Here is a 15,043-nt window from a genome sequence, read left to right as displayed (position 1 = left end):
GTGTCGTCGGTCCAGCCCGGCCCCACCGTCCTCGTGCCTGCCTTCCGTCCCGGCGCGGCACTGGTGCAGGTCGTCGCCGACCTGCGCGCGGCCCGCCCGGACTGGCAGGTCCTCGTCGTCGACGATGGATCCGGAGCGGCGTACGACGACCGCTTCGCGCAGGTGGGCGCGGCGGGCGCCCAGGTCGTCACCCTGCCCGTCAACTGCGGCAAGGGCGCAGCCCTCAAGGCCGGCCTCGCCCACGCCGCGGCGCACCGCACCGGCTCGCCAGTGGTCTGCGCGGACGCCGACGGCCAGCACGCGCTGGCCGACATCGTCGCGGTCGGCGAGCGCCTGGTCGACGATCCCGACGCCCGACGCCTCGTCCTCGGCACCCGCACCTTCGAGGGACCGGTGCCCGTGCGCAGCCGCATCGGCAACAGCGTGACCTGCTGGCTGTTCGCGGCCGCTGCCCGCACCCGCGTCCCCGACACCCAGACGGGCCTGCGCGGCATCCCGGCCGGCCTGCTCGCGTGGGCGTGCGGCGTGCCCGGCGAACGCTACGAGTACGAGATGCAGGTCCTGCTCCGCGCGGGACGATCCGGCATCGCGCTCGACGTGCTTCCGATCGCCACGATCTACCTCGAGGACAACGCCTCGTCGCACTTCCGGCCGGTCGTGGACTCCTGGCGGGTCTACGCACCGCTTCTGGCGTTCCTCGCCTCCTCGCTCGCCGCCTTCGCCATCGACACGATCGCGCTGCTTGCGCTGCAGGCCCTCACCGGCGACCTGCTGCTGTCCGTGGTCGGCGCCCGGATCACCAGCGCGGGTGTGAACTTCGTCGTCAACCGGCGTCTCGTCTTCGACGAGGAGCACCGGATCCGCACCCGCGTCGCCGCGGCGAGGTACGCCGCCCTTGCGACGGCGCTGCTCGGCCTCAACTTCCTGCTGCTGAGCGCCCTCGACGCGTCCGGGATCGCGCTCCTGCCGGCCAAGGTCCTCACCGAGCTCGCACTGGTGTCGACGAGCTTCGCGGCCCAGCGGGCGTTCGTCTTCCGGGCACCGGGTGCCCTCACAGGAGGCTCACAACGCCGGCCCACCTCCCCGACAGGCACGTCCACCACAGTCGACTCCACCAGCCGCTGACACCGGCCACCTCCTTCTCGCCAGCTCCTGAAAGGCCGCTCCCATGCGCCCCTCTCGATCCACTCGGCTCCCCACTTCCACCCGGATCCGCCAGGCGCTCGCCGGCACCGCGGCCGTCTTCCTGCTCGCCGGCTGCGGCGCCTCGGTGGCCGCCGACACCGCGACCACGACGTCCGCGAGCAGCTCGACCTCGTCGAGCGCCGTCGCCACCTCAGACGGGACGACCGTCGACGAGGCGCTCGCCGACGACGTCGCGGTCGAGACCGGCGACACCTCCTACGACGAGGCCGACGCGACCGCCATCACCCTCGACGGCAGCACCGCCACGTCCGACGGCCACGCGGTCACGGTCGACGGCGGCACGGTCACCATCTCGGCCGCCGGCACCTACGTGCTCTCCGGCGAGCTGACCGGCCAGGTCGTCGTCGACAGCGCCGGCGACGGCGTCGTACGGCTCGTGCTCGACGACGCCTCGATCACGTCCGAGAGCACCGCCGCGATCGACGTCGTCGATGCGGAGTCGGTCGTGGTCGTCCTCGCCGACGGCAGCGACAACAGCCTGGCCGACGCGACGACCTACGAAGACGCGGGCGACGACGCACCGACCGGCACGCTCTACTCGACCGCCGACCTGACCATCGGCGGCACCGGATCGCTCACGGTGACCGGCAACAGCAACAACGGCATCGTCGGCAAGGACGGGCTGGTCATCACCGGCGGAACGATCGACGTGACGTCGGTCGACGACGGCATCATCGGCAAGGACTACCTCGTCCTGGCCGACGGCACCGTCACCGTCGACGCGGCTGGCGACACCTTCACGTCCGACAACACCGAGGACGCCGGAGCCGGCTTCGTGCTGATCCAGGGCGGCTCGCTCACCGTCACGTCCGAGGACGACGGCATCAAGGGCGTCCAGGTGCTCGTCAGCGGCGGCACCGTGGACGTGGCCGAGTCCAACGAGGCGCTCGAGGGGTCGCTCATCATCATCGACGACGGCGACGTCGAGCTGCACTCGGCCGACGACGGCGTCAACGCGGCGAGCTCCGACGACAGCGCGCAGACCGACGGACAGCCCGGAGGCGAGATGGCCGCCGACACCTCAGTCGACCTGTACGTCAACGGCGGCACCCTCGAGGTGTGGGCCAGCGGCGACGGCCTCGACTCCAACGGCAACGCCACGATCACCGGCGGCGACATCGTGGTCTACGGACCCACCACCGACGGCAACGGAGCGCTCGACGTCAACGGCGCCTTCGAGGTCACCGGCGGCACGCTGATGGCCACCGGCAGCTCCGGGATGATGGTGGCCCCGTCCGCCGACTCCGCCCAGGGCTGGATCGCCACGGCGCTCGGCAGCACGGCCGCGGCCGGTTCGGACGTGGTGATCACCGACGCCGACGGCACCGAGGTCGCGTCGTACACGGTCCGGAAGGACTTCGCCTCCGTCGTCTACTCCTCCGCCGACATCACCTCGGGCGAGACCTACACCGTCACCGTCGCCGGCACCGCGACCGAGGTCACCGCGGGCGAGGCGCCCGCCGGCGGGCACGGCGGCCCGATGGGCGGCTGACCCGATGACCCACCCCGACCACCACTCCACCCCTCCGACCCACGAAGGAACTTCCATGAACGACGCACCCCAGCTCCCCGACGCCCCCTCGACCACCCCGGCCGCGGCGGCCAGCTCGCCGACGTACGACCCGGCCGTCCCCGCCGGACGGCGCACCTGGCGCGACCGGCTGCCCCGCGGGCGCACGGTGATCGCCGCCGGCGCGGTCGTCGCCGGGCTCGCGGTCGGCGGTGCCGGCTTCGGCGCCGGGTACGCCGTCGGCACCGACGACGCCGCCACCACCACCAGCACCCAGACCACCGACGGCTCCGGCGGTCGGGGCTTCCCCGGTGACGGCCAGATGCCCGGCGGTCCGATGGGCGACCTGGACGGCGGACAGATGGGCGGGCAGATGCCGGGCGGCCCGATGGGAGGCACCACCCAGGACGGCGGCGGGACCACCCAGGACGGCACCGGTCAGCAGCCCGACTTCGACGGCGACGGAGTGCCGGACGGCGACTCCGGCACCGGGACCGACAGCGGGGCGACCTCCGGCTCCGACACCTCGAGCCTCAACAGCTGACCTGGGTTCCCACGATCGCTCACCCCGGCCGACCTCCGCCCCCGTGAGGCGGCCGGGGTGAGCCTGCCGAGCTCGTGCGGCGTCGACCGCTGCACCTCACGTGCCTCGACATCACGCCCCGGTTGGCGTCCGATCATCGTCCGCGGGCAGGTCCATCTGCAGCACCGCCTCGTCCTCGGGCCCGCCGACCCGCACGCGGCCACCGTGGACGCTGGCGACCGTCGACGCGAGCACGACCCCGAACCCCGTCCCGGACAGGTGGCGGGAGCAACTGTCTTCCAGGCCATCCGCGCCAGCGGCCCGCTCCTGCGCGAACGGCGGCACACCGGGCGAACGGCGTACGACGGTGACGCGAACGCCACGATCCGTGGGGGTCGTCCGGACCTCGACCTCCGTCCCGGGAGCAGCCTCGCCCACGGCGTGCTCGAGCAACGCCCGGACCGCCCGTCCCAGGGCCGAGGGATCGCCGGTGCACAGCGCTCCCTCGACGCCGCGGAAGCTGAGCCGGACGCCGGCACGCACAGCGGCGTCCATGCAGGCGGACAGCTCCTCGGCCACGAGCTCGGAGAGGTCGACGAGCTGGAGGTGACGTGTGTCTGCACACGCGATGTCGATGAGGTCGCAGACGGCGAACACCACCTCGTCGAGTCGTGCGCCCGCGCGTCGCATCCCTTCGATCGAGGAGCGGACGTGCTCCGGCAGCTCGGCCCCGTCGAGGTCGACCAGGTCCGCGTGCCCCAGCAGGGCGGCCAGCGGGGTCTTGAGGTTGTGGTGCACCCATTCCACGACGTCACGCACGACTGTCTCCTCGCTCGGGAGGCCTCCCGTGGGCGTGGTGGTGCCTTGCGGCCGGTGGGGGAACGGACGCGCAAGGCACCACGAGGGCCGCCTCTTGGACCCACCCCGAGTCTCACCCGGGCGCGAGGGGCAGCAGCGTCAACCGCGGGAACGCCTGCGCGATCCGGCGCACCGTCCGCGCAGGCCGGACCGCGTCGAGGCACCGGGCGGGAGAAGCACGCCGTCAGGTGCGGCGCAGCGTCTCCGCAGGCGACTCGCCGAACTCGCGGCGGTAGGCCGCCGCGAACCGGCCGCGGTGGGACAGGCCGACCGCAGCAGCGGCGGACGACACGGTCGTCGCGGCCGGGGACCCGTCGACCAGCAGCTCGCGGACCCGACGCAGGCGCACCTGCTGGAGGTAGGTCATGGGCGGGACTCCGACGTGCGTCGCGAACCCCTCCTGCAGCGACCTCACGCTCACGTGCACCGCTCGCGCCAGCGACGTCGTGGACCAGGGCTCCTCGGGACGCTCCTCCAGCAGGTCCCGTGCCGCCTGGACGGACCGGTTGGCCGAGGGTGCCGCACGTCGCTCGAGCTCGGCGGAGTAGGTGTGCGGCTGGGCCAGGAGCAGGCCGTCGACCATGAGCCGCTCGAGCTGGCGAGCCGCACGACGGTGGGCGAGCAGGTGCGGCCCGTGGGTCAGCTCGCCCACGAGGACGTCGAGCGAGGCACGCCAGCCTCGCCCCGCCGGTCCGGACAGGTCCATCTCGGGCTCGAACACGACCGGACGTGTGACGGACCGCCCCAGCAGCTCCTCGAGCTCGCGCTCGACGGTGTCCTTCGGAAGCATCAGGCACAGCTGGCTGGCACCCTGTCCCCAACGGATGTCGGCCGGTCGGTCCGGCATGAAGACCGTCGCCTGACCGGAGCGGGCCCGGGTCCTCGGCCCGCCGCCCGCGCTGCTCACGACCTGACCCGTGACCGGGACGTTGACGTGGTAGTTCGTGGCCTCGCTCGTCCGCAGCCGGCTCTCGGCGCCGAAGGAGACGAGCCCCACGGTCGCGGAGTCGAGCTCGAGCGAGTCCAGGCGCAGCGCGAGCGGGCCTGCGCCGATCCGCTCGACGGAGCTGGGGAGGTAGGCGGCGGCGATGACGGCCTCGGCCTCACGCGGATCCTCGGTCCTGCCCGTGACCCGCCGGACCTCCTGACGATCCTGCACCGCTCTCTTCCCTCCGGCCCAGGGCCATCGTCGCGCCATGCTCCAGGCACGTCCGCGAATTTACCTTCAGGCCGGAGGCGTGTTCACCGAACGCGACGACCGGCGCAGCCGACGTACCAGCCTCCTCGTCAAGACCGCACCCGCGACCCAGGGCGCACCCACGATGAGGGGGTCCATCCAGTGGTGCTTGACGTCGGTGCGCTTGCGCCCCAGGCGGGAGCGAACGCCGTGGTGCGTGATCTCGGCGCGCACTCCCGTCTGGGTGATCGGGTTGTCCGGGTGGAGCGTCACGAACGACCGCAGCGCGCTCTCGAGCGTGTCCACCCGGTCGGCGGCGATGAGCAGCAGCCAGTGCGCGGCCTGGCCCTCGCTGTAGCGGGCGTAGGACAGCTTGCGGATGGCGCCGGACACGCCACGGGGTGGTTGCGCGGTGCCGAACACCGGGGGCAGCTGGGTGTGCTCGACTGATCGTTCGCGCGGCCACTTCTCGGGCTGGCGCTCGGGGTGCTTCCAGTGCGCTCCGGAGAGTGTCGGGTCGAACTGCTCCCGCGGCACCGACGGCCGGTCGGCGGGGTCGAGGTCGGCACCCCACCCGGGGATCCGGGCGAGGAGCTCCTCGCTGCTCTCGGCGATCGGGGGCTTCTCAGGGGTGTAGGTCATCGTGGGCTCCTGTCGTGGCTCGGGTCGGGCTCGGGTCGTGGGCTCCGTGGGTCTAGGCGGCGTCCGGTACGACGACCGTCTTGATGCAGCCGTCGAGCTTGGCGGAGAACATGTGGTAGCCCTCGGCGATGTGCTCGAGCGGCACCTCGTGGGTGACCACGTCGCTGGGCTTGAAGTGGCCGTTGCGGATGTGCTCGAACAGGCGCGGCCACTGCCGCTTGACCGGGCACTGGTTCATCCGCAGCGTCAGGCCCTTGTTCATCGCGTCGCCGAACTTCACGGCGCTGAAGAGCGGGCCGTAGGCGCCGATGACGGAGACCGTGCCGCCCTTGCGGACGGTGTCGATCGCCCAGTTCAGCGCGACGGGTGAGCCGCCCTGCAGCTTGAGCTTGGCGGACGTCACGTGCTGCAGGAGGTTGCCGTCGGCCTCGGCGCCGACCGCGTCGATGACGACGTCGGCCCCGAGCCCCTCGGTGAGGTACTTCAGGTGGCGCACCACGTCGGCGTGCTCGGTGAAGCAGATCGTCTCCGCGTGGGCGAAGTCGCGCGCCTTCTCCAGCCGGTAGTCGAGGTGGTCGACCACGATCACCCGGCCGGCGCCCATGAACCACGCCGACCTCGCGGCGAACAGCCCGACCGGCCCGGCGCCGTACACCACGACGACGTCGCCCTCCGCGATGTCCCCGATCTGGGCACCGAAGTAGCCGGTGGACAGCGCGTCGGTGCACAGCAGGGCGTCGGTGTCGTCCATCCAGTCCGGGATCAGCCCCGGCCCGACGTCGGCGAACGGCACACGGACGTACTCCGCCTGGCCGCCGTCGTAGCCGCCGCAGGTGTGGGAGTAGCCGTAGATGCCGCCCACGGCCGTGGCGTTGGGGTTGACGTTGTGGCAGTTGGAGTAGAGCCCGCGGGCGCAGAAGAAGCACGTCCCGCAGAACACGTTGAAGGGCACCATGACGCGGTCGCCGACGGACACGTTCTGCACCGAGCCGCCGACCGCGTGGACCTCGCCGATGAACTCGTGGCCGAACGTGTGCCCGACCCGGGTGTCCGGCATCATCCCGTGGTACAGGTGCAGGTCGGACCCGCAGATCGCCGCCCGGGTCACCCGCACGATCGCGTCGTTGGGGTGCTCGATCGCCGGGATGTCCTTCTCCTCGACGCGGACCCGGTAGGGCCCGCGGTAGACCATCGCTCGCATGTTGATCCTCTCCGAGATCGGGGTGGTGCTCGTGTGGTTGGTGTCAGGCCCCGGGGACGAAGACGGCGCGGACGCAGCCGTCCTCCTTCTCCTTGAACATCCGGTAGCCCTTCGCCCCGTCCTCGATCGACATCACGTGCGTGGCCAGGTGCTCGGTCCTGACCTCGTCGCGGCTCATGTGGTCGAGGATCTCGGGGATGTAGCGGTGCCCGTGCTGCTGGGCCCCGCGCAGCGTCAGTGCCTTGTTCATGACGGCGCCCAGCGGGAACTTGTCCACGACGCCGCCGAAGACGCCGAGCGTGAAGACCGTGCCCCCCTTGCGGCAGGAGTAGATGGCCTCCCTCACGGCGGTCGGACGGTCGGTCTGCAGGCGCATCTGCTGCTTGACCTGGTCGTAGACGTGCTGGGGACCGGGACTGTGCGCCTCCATCCCGACCGCCTCGATGCAGACGTCCGGGCCGCGTCCGCCGCTCATCTCGCGCAGCTCGGCCGGGACGTCGCTGTGCTCGTAGTCGATGGTGTCCGCGCCGATGTGCGTGCGAACCTGCTCGAGCCGGTTGTCGAACCGGTCGATGACGACCACCCGCTCGGCGCCCATCAGCATCGCCGCTCGCGCGGCCATCTGGCCGACACCGCCGGCGCCCCAGACGGCGACCACGTCCCCTGGCTGTACGCCGGCCTGGTGGGCGCCGGTCCAGCCGGTGGGTGCCGCGTCGGAGGCGAACAGCGCACGCTGGTCCGAGACGTTCTCGGGGATGGCGAACGCTCCCTGGTCGGCGTACGGCACCCGGATGTACTGCGCATGGCTGCCGGCCCAGCCGCCCATGGCGTGGGAGTAGCCGTAGCACCCGCCGATGGACTGGCCCCAGAGGGCCTCGGTGATGCCGGGGTTGGGGTTGCCGTTGTCGCACAGGGAGAACAGCCCCTGCCGGCAGTACCAGCACTGTCCGCAGCTGGTGAAGGAGACCACGACCACGCGGTCACCCATCTGGTGCTTGGTCACGGCGGGACCGGTCTCGACGACCGTGCCCATGAACTCGTGGCCCAGGACGTCGCCGGCACGCATGGCGGGGATGTAGCCACCGAGCAGGTGCAGGTCCGATCCGCAGGTCGCGCTCAGCCCGACCTCGACGATGATGTCGTGCCCGTTGAGGATGGCCGGGTCCGGCACGTCCTCGACGCCGATCTCGTTGACGCCCTGCCAGGTCACGGCCCTCACAGCACACCTGCCGCGGGGGCGTCTTTGGTCCAGGACTCGAGCACTGCGCCACTCGGCGTGGCACTGCGCTTGCCGTGCGGGGCCGGATCGACCGCGAGGACCTCACCGACCTCGACGAGCTGCTTGGCGCGGCGCAACGCCGAGCGCAGCTCGGCCTCGGCGTCGTTCCCGGTCAGCCTGCTGCCTGCGCTTCCGCCACCGCGTGCCTTCCTGCCGCGCAGCCGGGCGTAGAGCTCGGTGCCCTTGTCCCCCGGCGCCGGGCGGACGTCGACCTCGATGCGGTCGCCCAGCTCCGCGAGCGGGGCGGGAAGCGCCGCCGGGTCCAGCGCACCGGGCTCGCACAGCACGGTGACCGCGAGCCAGCCGGATGCCGGCCGGGACGCGCCCGCCGGGGAGGACGAACCGCCGAGCGACGACCGCACCTGACCCACGAGGGCACCGCCCGCGCGCGCGGCCCGGGCCGCGACACCCGGGCTCATCGCGCACCGCCCGAGGCGATGCTCGACGCGCCCGCGAACTCCTGCACGATCCTCTCGCAGAAGGCCGGCAGGTCGTCCGGGGACCGGCTCGTGGTGAGGTTGCCGTCGGTGACGACCTCCTCGTCGACGACCTCGGCCCCGGCGTTGCGCAGGTCGGTCCGGATGCTGGGGAACGACGTCAGGCGCCGGCCGCGGACGACGTCGGCCTCCATGAGGCTCCACGGGCCGTGGCAGATGGAGGCCACCGGCTTGCCCGAGTCCACGAACACGCGCACGAAGCGCACCGCGGTCGGGTCCGTCCGCAGCTTGTCGGGGTTCACCGTCCCTCCCGGCAGGAGCAGGGCGTCGTAGTCGTCGGGCGACGCGTCGCCCACCAGACGGTCGACCGCGAAGGTGCCGGCGTCCTGGAGGTCGTTGTTGCGCGCCTGGATCTCGCCCTCGGCGAGGGACACGACCTCCGTACGTGCGCCCGCACCGTCGAGCGCGCGCCGGGGCTCCTCCAGCTCCACCCGTTCCACGCCGTCGGCGGCGAGGATCGCGACGCGGCGACCGTCCAATGACCCGCTCATGTCAGGCACCGGCCGGGTGCAGGACGACCTTGGTCCAGCCGTCGTCGCGGTTGTCGAAGTGCTCGTAGGCCTCGGGTGCCTGGTCGAGGGGCAGCTCGTGGCTGACGATGAACGACGGCTCGGCCTTGCCGCCGGCGATCAGGTCGCGCAGCTGGCGGTTGTACTTCTTGACCGGCGCCTGGCCGGTGCCGACGTGCTGGCCCTTGAACCAGAACATGCCGTAGTCGAAGGCGAGCTTGCCCTGCTTGGCGAGCTCGTCGTTGGCGCCCGGGTCCTGCGGGACGAACACGCCGACGTTGCCGATCTTGCCGGTGAGGCGCACGGACGCCACCAGCCGGTTCATGGTCAGGTTGGCCTGCTCCTGCCCGTCGGGCTCGTGGGCCTGGTAGCCCACGCACTCGCAGCCGTTGTCGGCGCCGAGCCCCATCGTCTGCTCGAGGACCGCCTCGACCGGGTCGACCTTCGAGTCGTCGATGGCGATGGCGCCGATCGACTCGGCGAGCCGCAACCGGTCCGGGTGGCGATCCACGACCATCACCTTGCTGGCGCCGCGGATGGTCGCGGACAGGGCGGCCATGAGGCCGACGGGGCCGGCGCCGTAGATCACCGTCTGGTCACCCGGCTTGACCCCGGCCATCTCGGTGGCGTGGTAGCCGGTCGGGAAGATGTCGGCGAGCATCACGTAGTCGGTCTGGCGCTCCGCGGCGTCCTCGCCGAGCCGCAGGCAGTTGAAGTCACCCCACGGGACACGGAGCAGCTCGGCCTGGCCGCCGCCGTAGGGGCCCATGTCGGCGAAGCCGTAGGCCGCGCCCGCCATCTTCGGGTCGGGTTGCGCGGTGAGGCAGTAGTTGGTGAGCTGCTGCTCGCAGTTCTTGCAGTGGCCGCAGGCGATGTTGAAGGGCAGTACCACGTAGTCGCCGACCTGGACCTTGTCGACGCCGTCGCCGACCTCGACCACCTCGCCGAGGTTCTCGTGGCCGAACCACCGACCGGTCTCGAAGTCCGTCCGGCCCTCGTACATGTGGAGGTCCGAGCCGCAGATGTTCGCGGAGGTGATGCGGACCAGGACGTCGGTGGGCCTCTCGATCCTCGCGTCCGGGACGTCCTTGACGCTGACCTTGCGCGGGCCTTCGTACACCACTGCCTTCATGTGATCCTCCTGGTTCCGAGATCGGTGTCGCCAATGCTCGGCGACTCGTCCCTCCATTCAGGCAGGGGCGGCGAGGTGGGTGCTATCGGCAGACATACCGATCTCCGTCCGGGGTACGGGCCTGGTGTCCCCGGGCCCAGAAGCCGGCCGCGCTGGGGACGAGCGCACGGGTGCTCGCAGCTGGTCCGCGAGTGCCGGTGGAGAGAGAAGCCATGCCCGTGGACGAGCCACCCGTGGCCCAGATGCTGGAGGTCGCGACGTCGAGCGCGCCCCTGCTCGAGCGCGCGCGCGGGCTCGTCGAGAGCCTCGACGGCTGGTTGCCCGTCGACGACATCTGGATGACGTTGTCGGACCCGGACGAGGAGGTCTACGCCACCGCCGGGAGCCCCGGGCTCCACGAGCACGTCGGCCGCCCCGTTCTGGCCGTCACGCTCGCCGAGCCTGACGGTCATCCGCTCGGGGTGCTCCACCTCCTGTTCCCGGTCGCGGACCCGCCGAGCGAGGCAGTGCGCGGCCACCTCGCGACACTCTCGTCCGTGATCGCCGAGGGCATCTCGCCGATGCGGTCCGTGCTGGCCTCGGCCAAGATCGTCCACGCCGCCTCGTCCGGCGTCGTCCTCCTGCAGAACGGCGGCACCCACCCGTTCCCGGGGATGCGCGACGACCTGCTGTCGCGGCTGCCGCACGTCGTCGACGTCGCCCGTCGCGTCCTGCTCGACGGCCAGGTCTACCGGACCTTCATGTGGCCCGTGAGCGACGGAACCCCCCATCCGCCCCACGTACGCATCACGGTGCTGGCAGCGACCGACGCTCCCCGCTTCGTCCTGGGCGCCGTCCTGGCGAGCGATGACGGTCATTGCAACAACCTGACGGCACGCGAGCTCGAGGTGCTGGGCCTGATGGTCGACGGTCGCTCCAACCAGCAGATCGCGGAGCACCTCGTCATCGCCGCCCGCACCGTGGCGACCCACGTCGAGCACATCCTGCACAAGCTGGACGTGCCGACCCGGACCCACGCAGCAGTACGAGCCGAGCGCGAGGGCTGCTACGTCCCAGCGCCGCCTGCCGGCTGAGCCCGTGTCCTGCCCAGGGTGGCGCGGTGCCTGACCCGTCCGAGATCGACGACCGGATCGATCGTGCCAGCGCGCGACCGTTCGGGCGGGGGTTCCACCTGCGCGGGCGCGAGCGGGCCATCGCGGAGCAGCGCGGACCCCGGACGATCCGGGCCCATGCCTCCGAGATCGTGCTGGAACGGCTCGCGCCCGCCGAGCCGCGCAACGACGGCCGACAGACGCCGTACCGCAACCACCCGGTCTTCGTCGCCCAGCACGCGACGGCCACCTGCTGCCGGACGTGCCTGGAGACCTGGCACGACATCGCGAAGGGGCTCCGGCTCGACCGCGACGAGCTGGCCTACGTCGTCGAGGTCATCGGCCGCTGGATCGATCGCGAGCTGGCCGAGCCCGTCGACGGACCACGGGCCTAGCGCAGCACCTGCAGCTCGACCCGGGCATCGTCCACGACCCGGCCGGCGTCGTCGACCGGCGCCAGGTGGACCGCCTGACCAGTCGGCCCCTCGACGTAACGCAACGCATTGGGACGTCCCGTCGGCACCGGCCGGAACTCGTCCGCCCAGTCGTTGAGCGCGGCCAGGACCAGACCGAGCCGGATGCCGGACTCGGTTGCGACGTACTTCGGGCGAGGACGGTGCCCCGGCTCCCGGTACTCCACCTTGCTCACCACGCCGGCCCGGGTGAGCTTGGCCAGCCGGTCCGAGAGCACGTCGGGCGCCACGCCCAGCTCGCGCTGCAGGTCGCTGAACCGCTCGAACCCGCGGAGCACGTCACGGAGCACCAGCCCGGTCCACCGCTCGCCGAGCAGGTCCAACCCCCGTGCGATCCCGCACGAGTCGTCCGCCATGCCTGATCGCGCCATGACGTGATCATGACGGACTGGACAACTCCCGATCCACCTGACTAGGTTTTTCCTATTCAGACGGCGAGGAGGCGACATGGCGACATCGAGGTCGAGCACGTGGTTCTGGGTGCTCGCGGTCCTCTTCCTGGTCGCGGTCGCGTCGTCGGCGGTCCCCTCGCCCCTCTACCCGGTCTACGCGGCCGAGTGGGACCTCTCGCCGTTCATGCTCACCGCGGCCTTCGCCGCGTACATGGTCGGCATCCTGGCGAGCGTGCTCGTGGCCGGGCGCCTGTCGGACCACGTCGGACGACGCCCGGTGCTCGTCGTCGGGTCCCTCGGCATCGTGGTGTCGCACGTCGTGCTCGCAACGGCGGGCGGGTTCGCGGCGCTCGTGGCGGGCCGCGTCGAGCAGGGGGTCGCCGTCGGGGTGACGCTCGGCGCCCTCGGAGCGGCACTCATCGACCAGGCCCCGCCCGGACGTCCCGAGCTCGCCAGCACCGTCAACGCGGCCATGCCGGCACTCGCGCTGAGCGTCGGAGCACTCGCCAGCGGCACCCTCGTGCAGTGGGCCCCGGCACCCGAGGTGCTCGTCTACGTCGTCTTCGGCTCGGTCCTCGCCCTGCTGACGCTGCTGCTCCCCCTCGTCCCCGACGACGTCGAGCGCAGACCAGGAGCACTGCGGTCACTGCGACCCGCCATCTCGGTCCCGGCCGCCTCCCGCGTGGAGTTCCGCAGCGGCGCCCGCGCCATCGCCGCCAGCTGGGCGGTCGCGGGACTGTTCCTCTCGCTCATGCCGTCCGCGCTCGCCGACGTCTTCGGCACGTCGAGCCACTTCGCAGCGGGTGCGCTCATCGCCGCGACGACAGGGGCGGGAGCGTCGGCCGTCGTCGCGCTCCAGCACGTCGACGCCCGTCGCGCTCTCGGCGTGGGCGTCGCCGCGCTCGTCACGGGCTCCGTCCTGACCGTCGCCTCGGTCCTGCTCCAGCTCCTGCCCGGTGTCGCACTCGGGGCCGTCGTCGCGGGCGTCGGCTTCGGCGCCGGCTTCCAGGCGCCGCTGAGGCTGGTGCTCGCCACGGCACCGCCGACAGGACGAGCGAGCCTCATCTCGGCGGTCTACGTCGTCTGCTACGTGGCCTACGGCCTGCCCGCCCTCGTCGCCGGACTGCTGGTGCCGTGGCTCGGGCTCTCGGCGGTGATCGCGCTCTACGGGACGCTCGTCGTCATCGTGGCCGCCCTCGCGCTAGCGGGTCCTCGGCGCCTGACCGATGCTCGGCCCAGCGAGGAGCACGCCGTCATCGCGACGGCGAGACCAGGCCCGCGACGCCCTTGAGGAACGCCGAGGTCACCGCGTCGGGGTCGGCGAGACAGCCGGCGGCCATCGCACCGTCGCGCAGCAGCACGAACAGCGTGGCGGCGTCGGCGTCGCTGTCGAGTGCCTGCGACACCTGGTCGGCGTACCAGGCACGGTGACGCAGCACTGCCTGGTGGATCGGGTGCGACGGGTCGGGGAACTCGGCCGTCGCGTTGAGGAACGCGCACCCGCGGAAGGCGGGATCGTGGATCTGCGCGACCACCGCCCCGGCGAGCGCACCGATGGCGCCGCCGACCTTCCCGGCCGGCGCACCGCCGTCCCGGACCTGCGCGAGCGCGCCCTCGACCGCGGCACGCTCCATCGCGCTCGCCGCATCGAGGTAGGCGACGACGAGGCCGTCCTTGCTGCCGAAGTGGCGATAGAGCGTCGACCTCGTCACCCGGGCCGCCTCCACGATCTCGTCGACCCCGACGGCGTTGATGCCCTTGGCGTAGAAGATGCCGCTCGCCGTGCCCAGGAGGCGCGTGCGGGCCTCGGAGGACACCGGGGGTGCGGAAGCGCTCATCCGGGGAGCCTAGCAGAACGATCAGTTCGATCAAACAGAACGTTCGGTTGCATTGCCGCCGGACATGTGTCACTGTCAGAACGATCGTTCGCTCTGCTTGGAGCGAATGCCGAACCTAATCGAGGAGCACACATGTCCACCGCACTGTCCGCGCCACCAGCCGTCGTCCCGACCGGGCTGTCGCGCATCTACCTGACCCGGGCCGCGTTCGCGTTCGCCTGGGCGGTCCTGATCGCCGCAACGTCGACGAGCGACACCCTGTCGGCGCCCGTCTTCGCGCTCGCTCTCCTCTACCCCGCGGTGGACCTCGCCGCCGTGCTGGTGGACGCGCGGAGCGCGACTGCTGCAGGTCGTCCGACGTCCGTCCTGCTCCTCAACGCCGTCATCAGCCTGGCCGCGGTCGTGGGCATCGCCCTCGCCGGCACCGACGACGTCGGCGACGTCGTGCTCGTCTGGGGCGCTTGGGCGATCGCGTCCGGCGGGGTCCAGCTGGTCGTCGCTGTCCTGCGTCGCTCGCTCGGCGGCCAGTGGCCGCTCATCCTGAGCGGCGGGATCTCGGTCCTCGCCGGGGTCGGCTTCCTCGCCTCCGCGGCCGACAGCACGTCGCTGCGGCCCCTCGCGGGCTACGCGACCCTGGGCGGCCTGTTCTTCCTCGTCTCGGGCCTGCGCCTGCGTCGTACGACCCACCACACCGAGACGACCGAGGTCCGCTGAG

17 protein-coding genes are annotated in these 15,043 nt (G+C 72.0%); 7 read left to right on the top strand and 10 right to left on the bottom strand.

The window, feature by feature from the left end:
• Genes L2K70_RS21535 through L2K70_RS03610 form a run of 3 tightly spaced genes read left to right on the top strand, consistent with a single transcriptional unit; the run spans position 1 to position 3,260 of the window.
• The gene (locus L2K70_RS21535; protein WP_236399104.1) at positions 1 to 1,125 is read left to right on the top strand and encodes a GtrA family protein; all 1,125 of its coding nucleotides are present in this window, start codon (positions 1 to 3) and stop codon (positions 1,123 to 1,125) included.
• A 43-nt stretch (positions 1,126 to 1,168) separates the two neighbouring features.
• Positions 1,169 to 2,698, top strand: a complete 1,530-nt coding sequence (locus tag L2K70_RS03615) for a carbohydrate-binding domain-containing protein (RefSeq protein ID WP_236399100.1) — start codon at positions 1,169 to 1,171, stop codon at positions 2,696 to 2,698.
• A gap of 55 nt (positions 2,699 to 2,753) precedes the next feature.
• A complete protein-coding gene (locus L2K70_RS03610; RefSeq protein WP_236399097.1) occupies positions 2,754 to 3,260 on the top strand; it encodes a hypothetical protein in 507 nt (168 codons plus the stop codon).
• Positions 3,261 to 3,371: 111 nt separating this feature from the next.
• Here the strand turns inward: L2K70_RS03610 and L2K70_RS21530 are convergent, their stop codons facing one another.
• The 8 genes from L2K70_RS21530 to L2K70_RS03570 all read right to left on the bottom strand — a co-directional run bounded on the left by L2K70_RS21530 (position 3,372) and on the right by L2K70_RS03570 (position 10,534).
• Positions 3,372 to 4,058, bottom strand: a complete 687-nt coding sequence (locus tag L2K70_RS21530; RefSeq protein WP_236399094.1) for a sensor histidine kinase — start codon at positions 4,056 to 4,058, stop codon at positions 3,372 to 3,374.
• Between the two features lie 223 nt (positions 4,059 to 4,281).
• Complete coding sequence (locus L2K70_RS03600) at positions 4,282 to 5,256, bottom strand: AraC family transcriptional regulator (RefSeq protein ID WP_236399092.1); 975 nt, start codon at positions 5,254 to 5,256, stop codon at positions 4,282 to 4,284.
• 66 nt (positions 5,257 to 5,322) lie between these two features.
• Positions 5,323 to 5,916, bottom strand: a complete 594-nt coding sequence (locus L2K70_RS03595) for a hypothetical protein (protein ID WP_236399089.1) — start codon at positions 5,914 to 5,916, stop codon at positions 5,323 to 5,325.
• Between the two features lie 52 nt (positions 5,917 to 5,968).
• Positions 5,969 to 7,117 carry a zinc-dependent alcohol dehydrogenase gene (locus tag L2K70_RS03590; protein WP_236399088.1) on the bottom strand — a complete coding sequence of 383 codons (1,149 nt, stop codon included), beginning with the start codon at positions 7,115 to 7,117 and terminating at the stop codon, positions 5,969 to 5,971.
• A 43-nt stretch (positions 7,118 to 7,160) separates the two neighbouring features.
• Positions 7,161 to 8,327, bottom strand: a complete 1,167-nt coding sequence (locus tag L2K70_RS03585) for a zinc-dependent alcohol dehydrogenase (RefSeq protein ID WP_236399086.1) — start codon at positions 8,325 to 8,327, stop codon at positions 7,161 to 7,163.
• Positions 8,328 to 8,332: 5 nt separating this feature from the next.
• The gene (locus L2K70_RS03580) at positions 8,333 to 8,815 is read right to left on the bottom strand and encodes a hypothetical protein (protein WP_236399084.1); all 483 of its coding nucleotides are present in this window, start codon (positions 8,813 to 8,815) and stop codon (positions 8,333 to 8,335) included.
• Positions 8,812 to 9,384, bottom strand: coding sequence for a type 1 glutamine amidotransferase domain-containing protein (locus tag L2K70_RS03575; RefSeq protein WP_236399082.1), 573 nt, complete (start codon positions 9,382 to 9,384; stop codon positions 8,812 to 8,814). Before L2K70_RS03575 ends, L2K70_RS03580 begins: the two co-directional genes overlap by 4 nt.
• Position 9,385: 1 nt before the next feature.
• The gene (locus tag L2K70_RS03570) at positions 9,386 to 10,534 is read right to left on the bottom strand and encodes a glutathione-independent formaldehyde dehydrogenase (protein WP_236399080.1); all 1,149 of its coding nucleotides are present in this window, start codon (positions 10,532 to 10,534) and stop codon (positions 9,386 to 9,388) included.
• A gap of 218 nt (positions 10,535 to 10,752) precedes the next feature.
• Between L2K70_RS03570 and L2K70_RS03565 the strand changes: the two genes are divergently transcribed.
• Together L2K70_RS03565 and L2K70_RS03560 are read left to right on the top strand one after the other, a co-directional pair.
• Entirely contained in the window at positions 10,753 to 11,607 is an 855-nt protein-coding gene (locus L2K70_RS03565; protein WP_236399079.1) for a helix-turn-helix transcriptional regulator, read from the top strand.
• A 26-nt stretch (positions 11,608 to 11,633) separates the two neighbouring features.
• Positions 11,634 to 12,020 carry a DUF4186 domain-containing protein gene (locus tag L2K70_RS03560; RefSeq protein ID WP_236399077.1) on the top strand — a complete coding sequence of 129 codons (387 nt, stop codon included), beginning with the start codon at positions 11,634 to 11,636 and terminating at the stop codon, positions 12,018 to 12,020.
• On the opposite strand, the gene L2K70_RS03555 is transcribed toward L2K70_RS03560, so the two are convergent.
• Positions 12,017 to 12,469 (bottom strand): winged helix-turn-helix transcriptional regulator, encoded by a 453-nt coding sequence (locus L2K70_RS03555; protein WP_236399075.1) that lies wholly within the window; start codon positions 12,467 to 12,469, stop codon positions 12,017 to 12,019. The genes L2K70_RS03560 and L2K70_RS03555 overlap by 4 nt on opposite strands.
• Positions 12,470 to 12,545: 76 nt before the next feature.
• Here L2K70_RS03555 and L2K70_RS03550 point away from each other — a divergent pair, with 76 nt between their 5' ends.
• On the top strand, positions 12,546 to 13,781 hold the full coding sequence (locus tag L2K70_RS03550; protein WP_236399073.1) for an MFS transporter: 1,236 nt from the start codon (positions 12,546 to 12,548) through the stop codon (positions 13,779 to 13,781).
• Here L2K70_RS03550 and L2K70_RS03545 read toward each other — a convergent pair.
• A complete protein-coding gene (locus L2K70_RS03545) occupies positions 13,744 to 14,328 on the bottom strand; it encodes a TetR/AcrR family transcriptional regulator (protein WP_236399070.1) in 585 nt (194 codons plus the stop codon). The two genes, L2K70_RS03550 and L2K70_RS03545, sit on opposite strands and share 38 nt — an antisense overlap.
• Before the next feature lie 132 nt (positions 14,329 to 14,460).
• Here L2K70_RS03545 and L2K70_RS03540 point away from each other — a divergent pair, with 132 nt between their 5' ends.
• Positions 14,461 to 15,042 (top strand): hypothetical protein, encoded by a 582-nt coding sequence (locus L2K70_RS03540; protein ID WP_236399068.1) that lies wholly within the window; start codon positions 14,461 to 14,463, stop codon positions 15,040 to 15,042.
• Position 15,043: the final 1 nt, after the last annotated feature.

Source organism: Nocardioides potassii, from assembly GCF_021648885.1.
In the GTDB taxonomy this organism is placed as follows: domain Bacteria; phylum Actinomycetota; class Actinomycetes; order Propionibacteriales; family Nocardioidaceae; genus Nocardioides; species Nocardioides potassii.
Note: the sequence above shows the minus strand (reverse complement) of the source record. Positions and strands in the feature narration are given on the sequence as shown.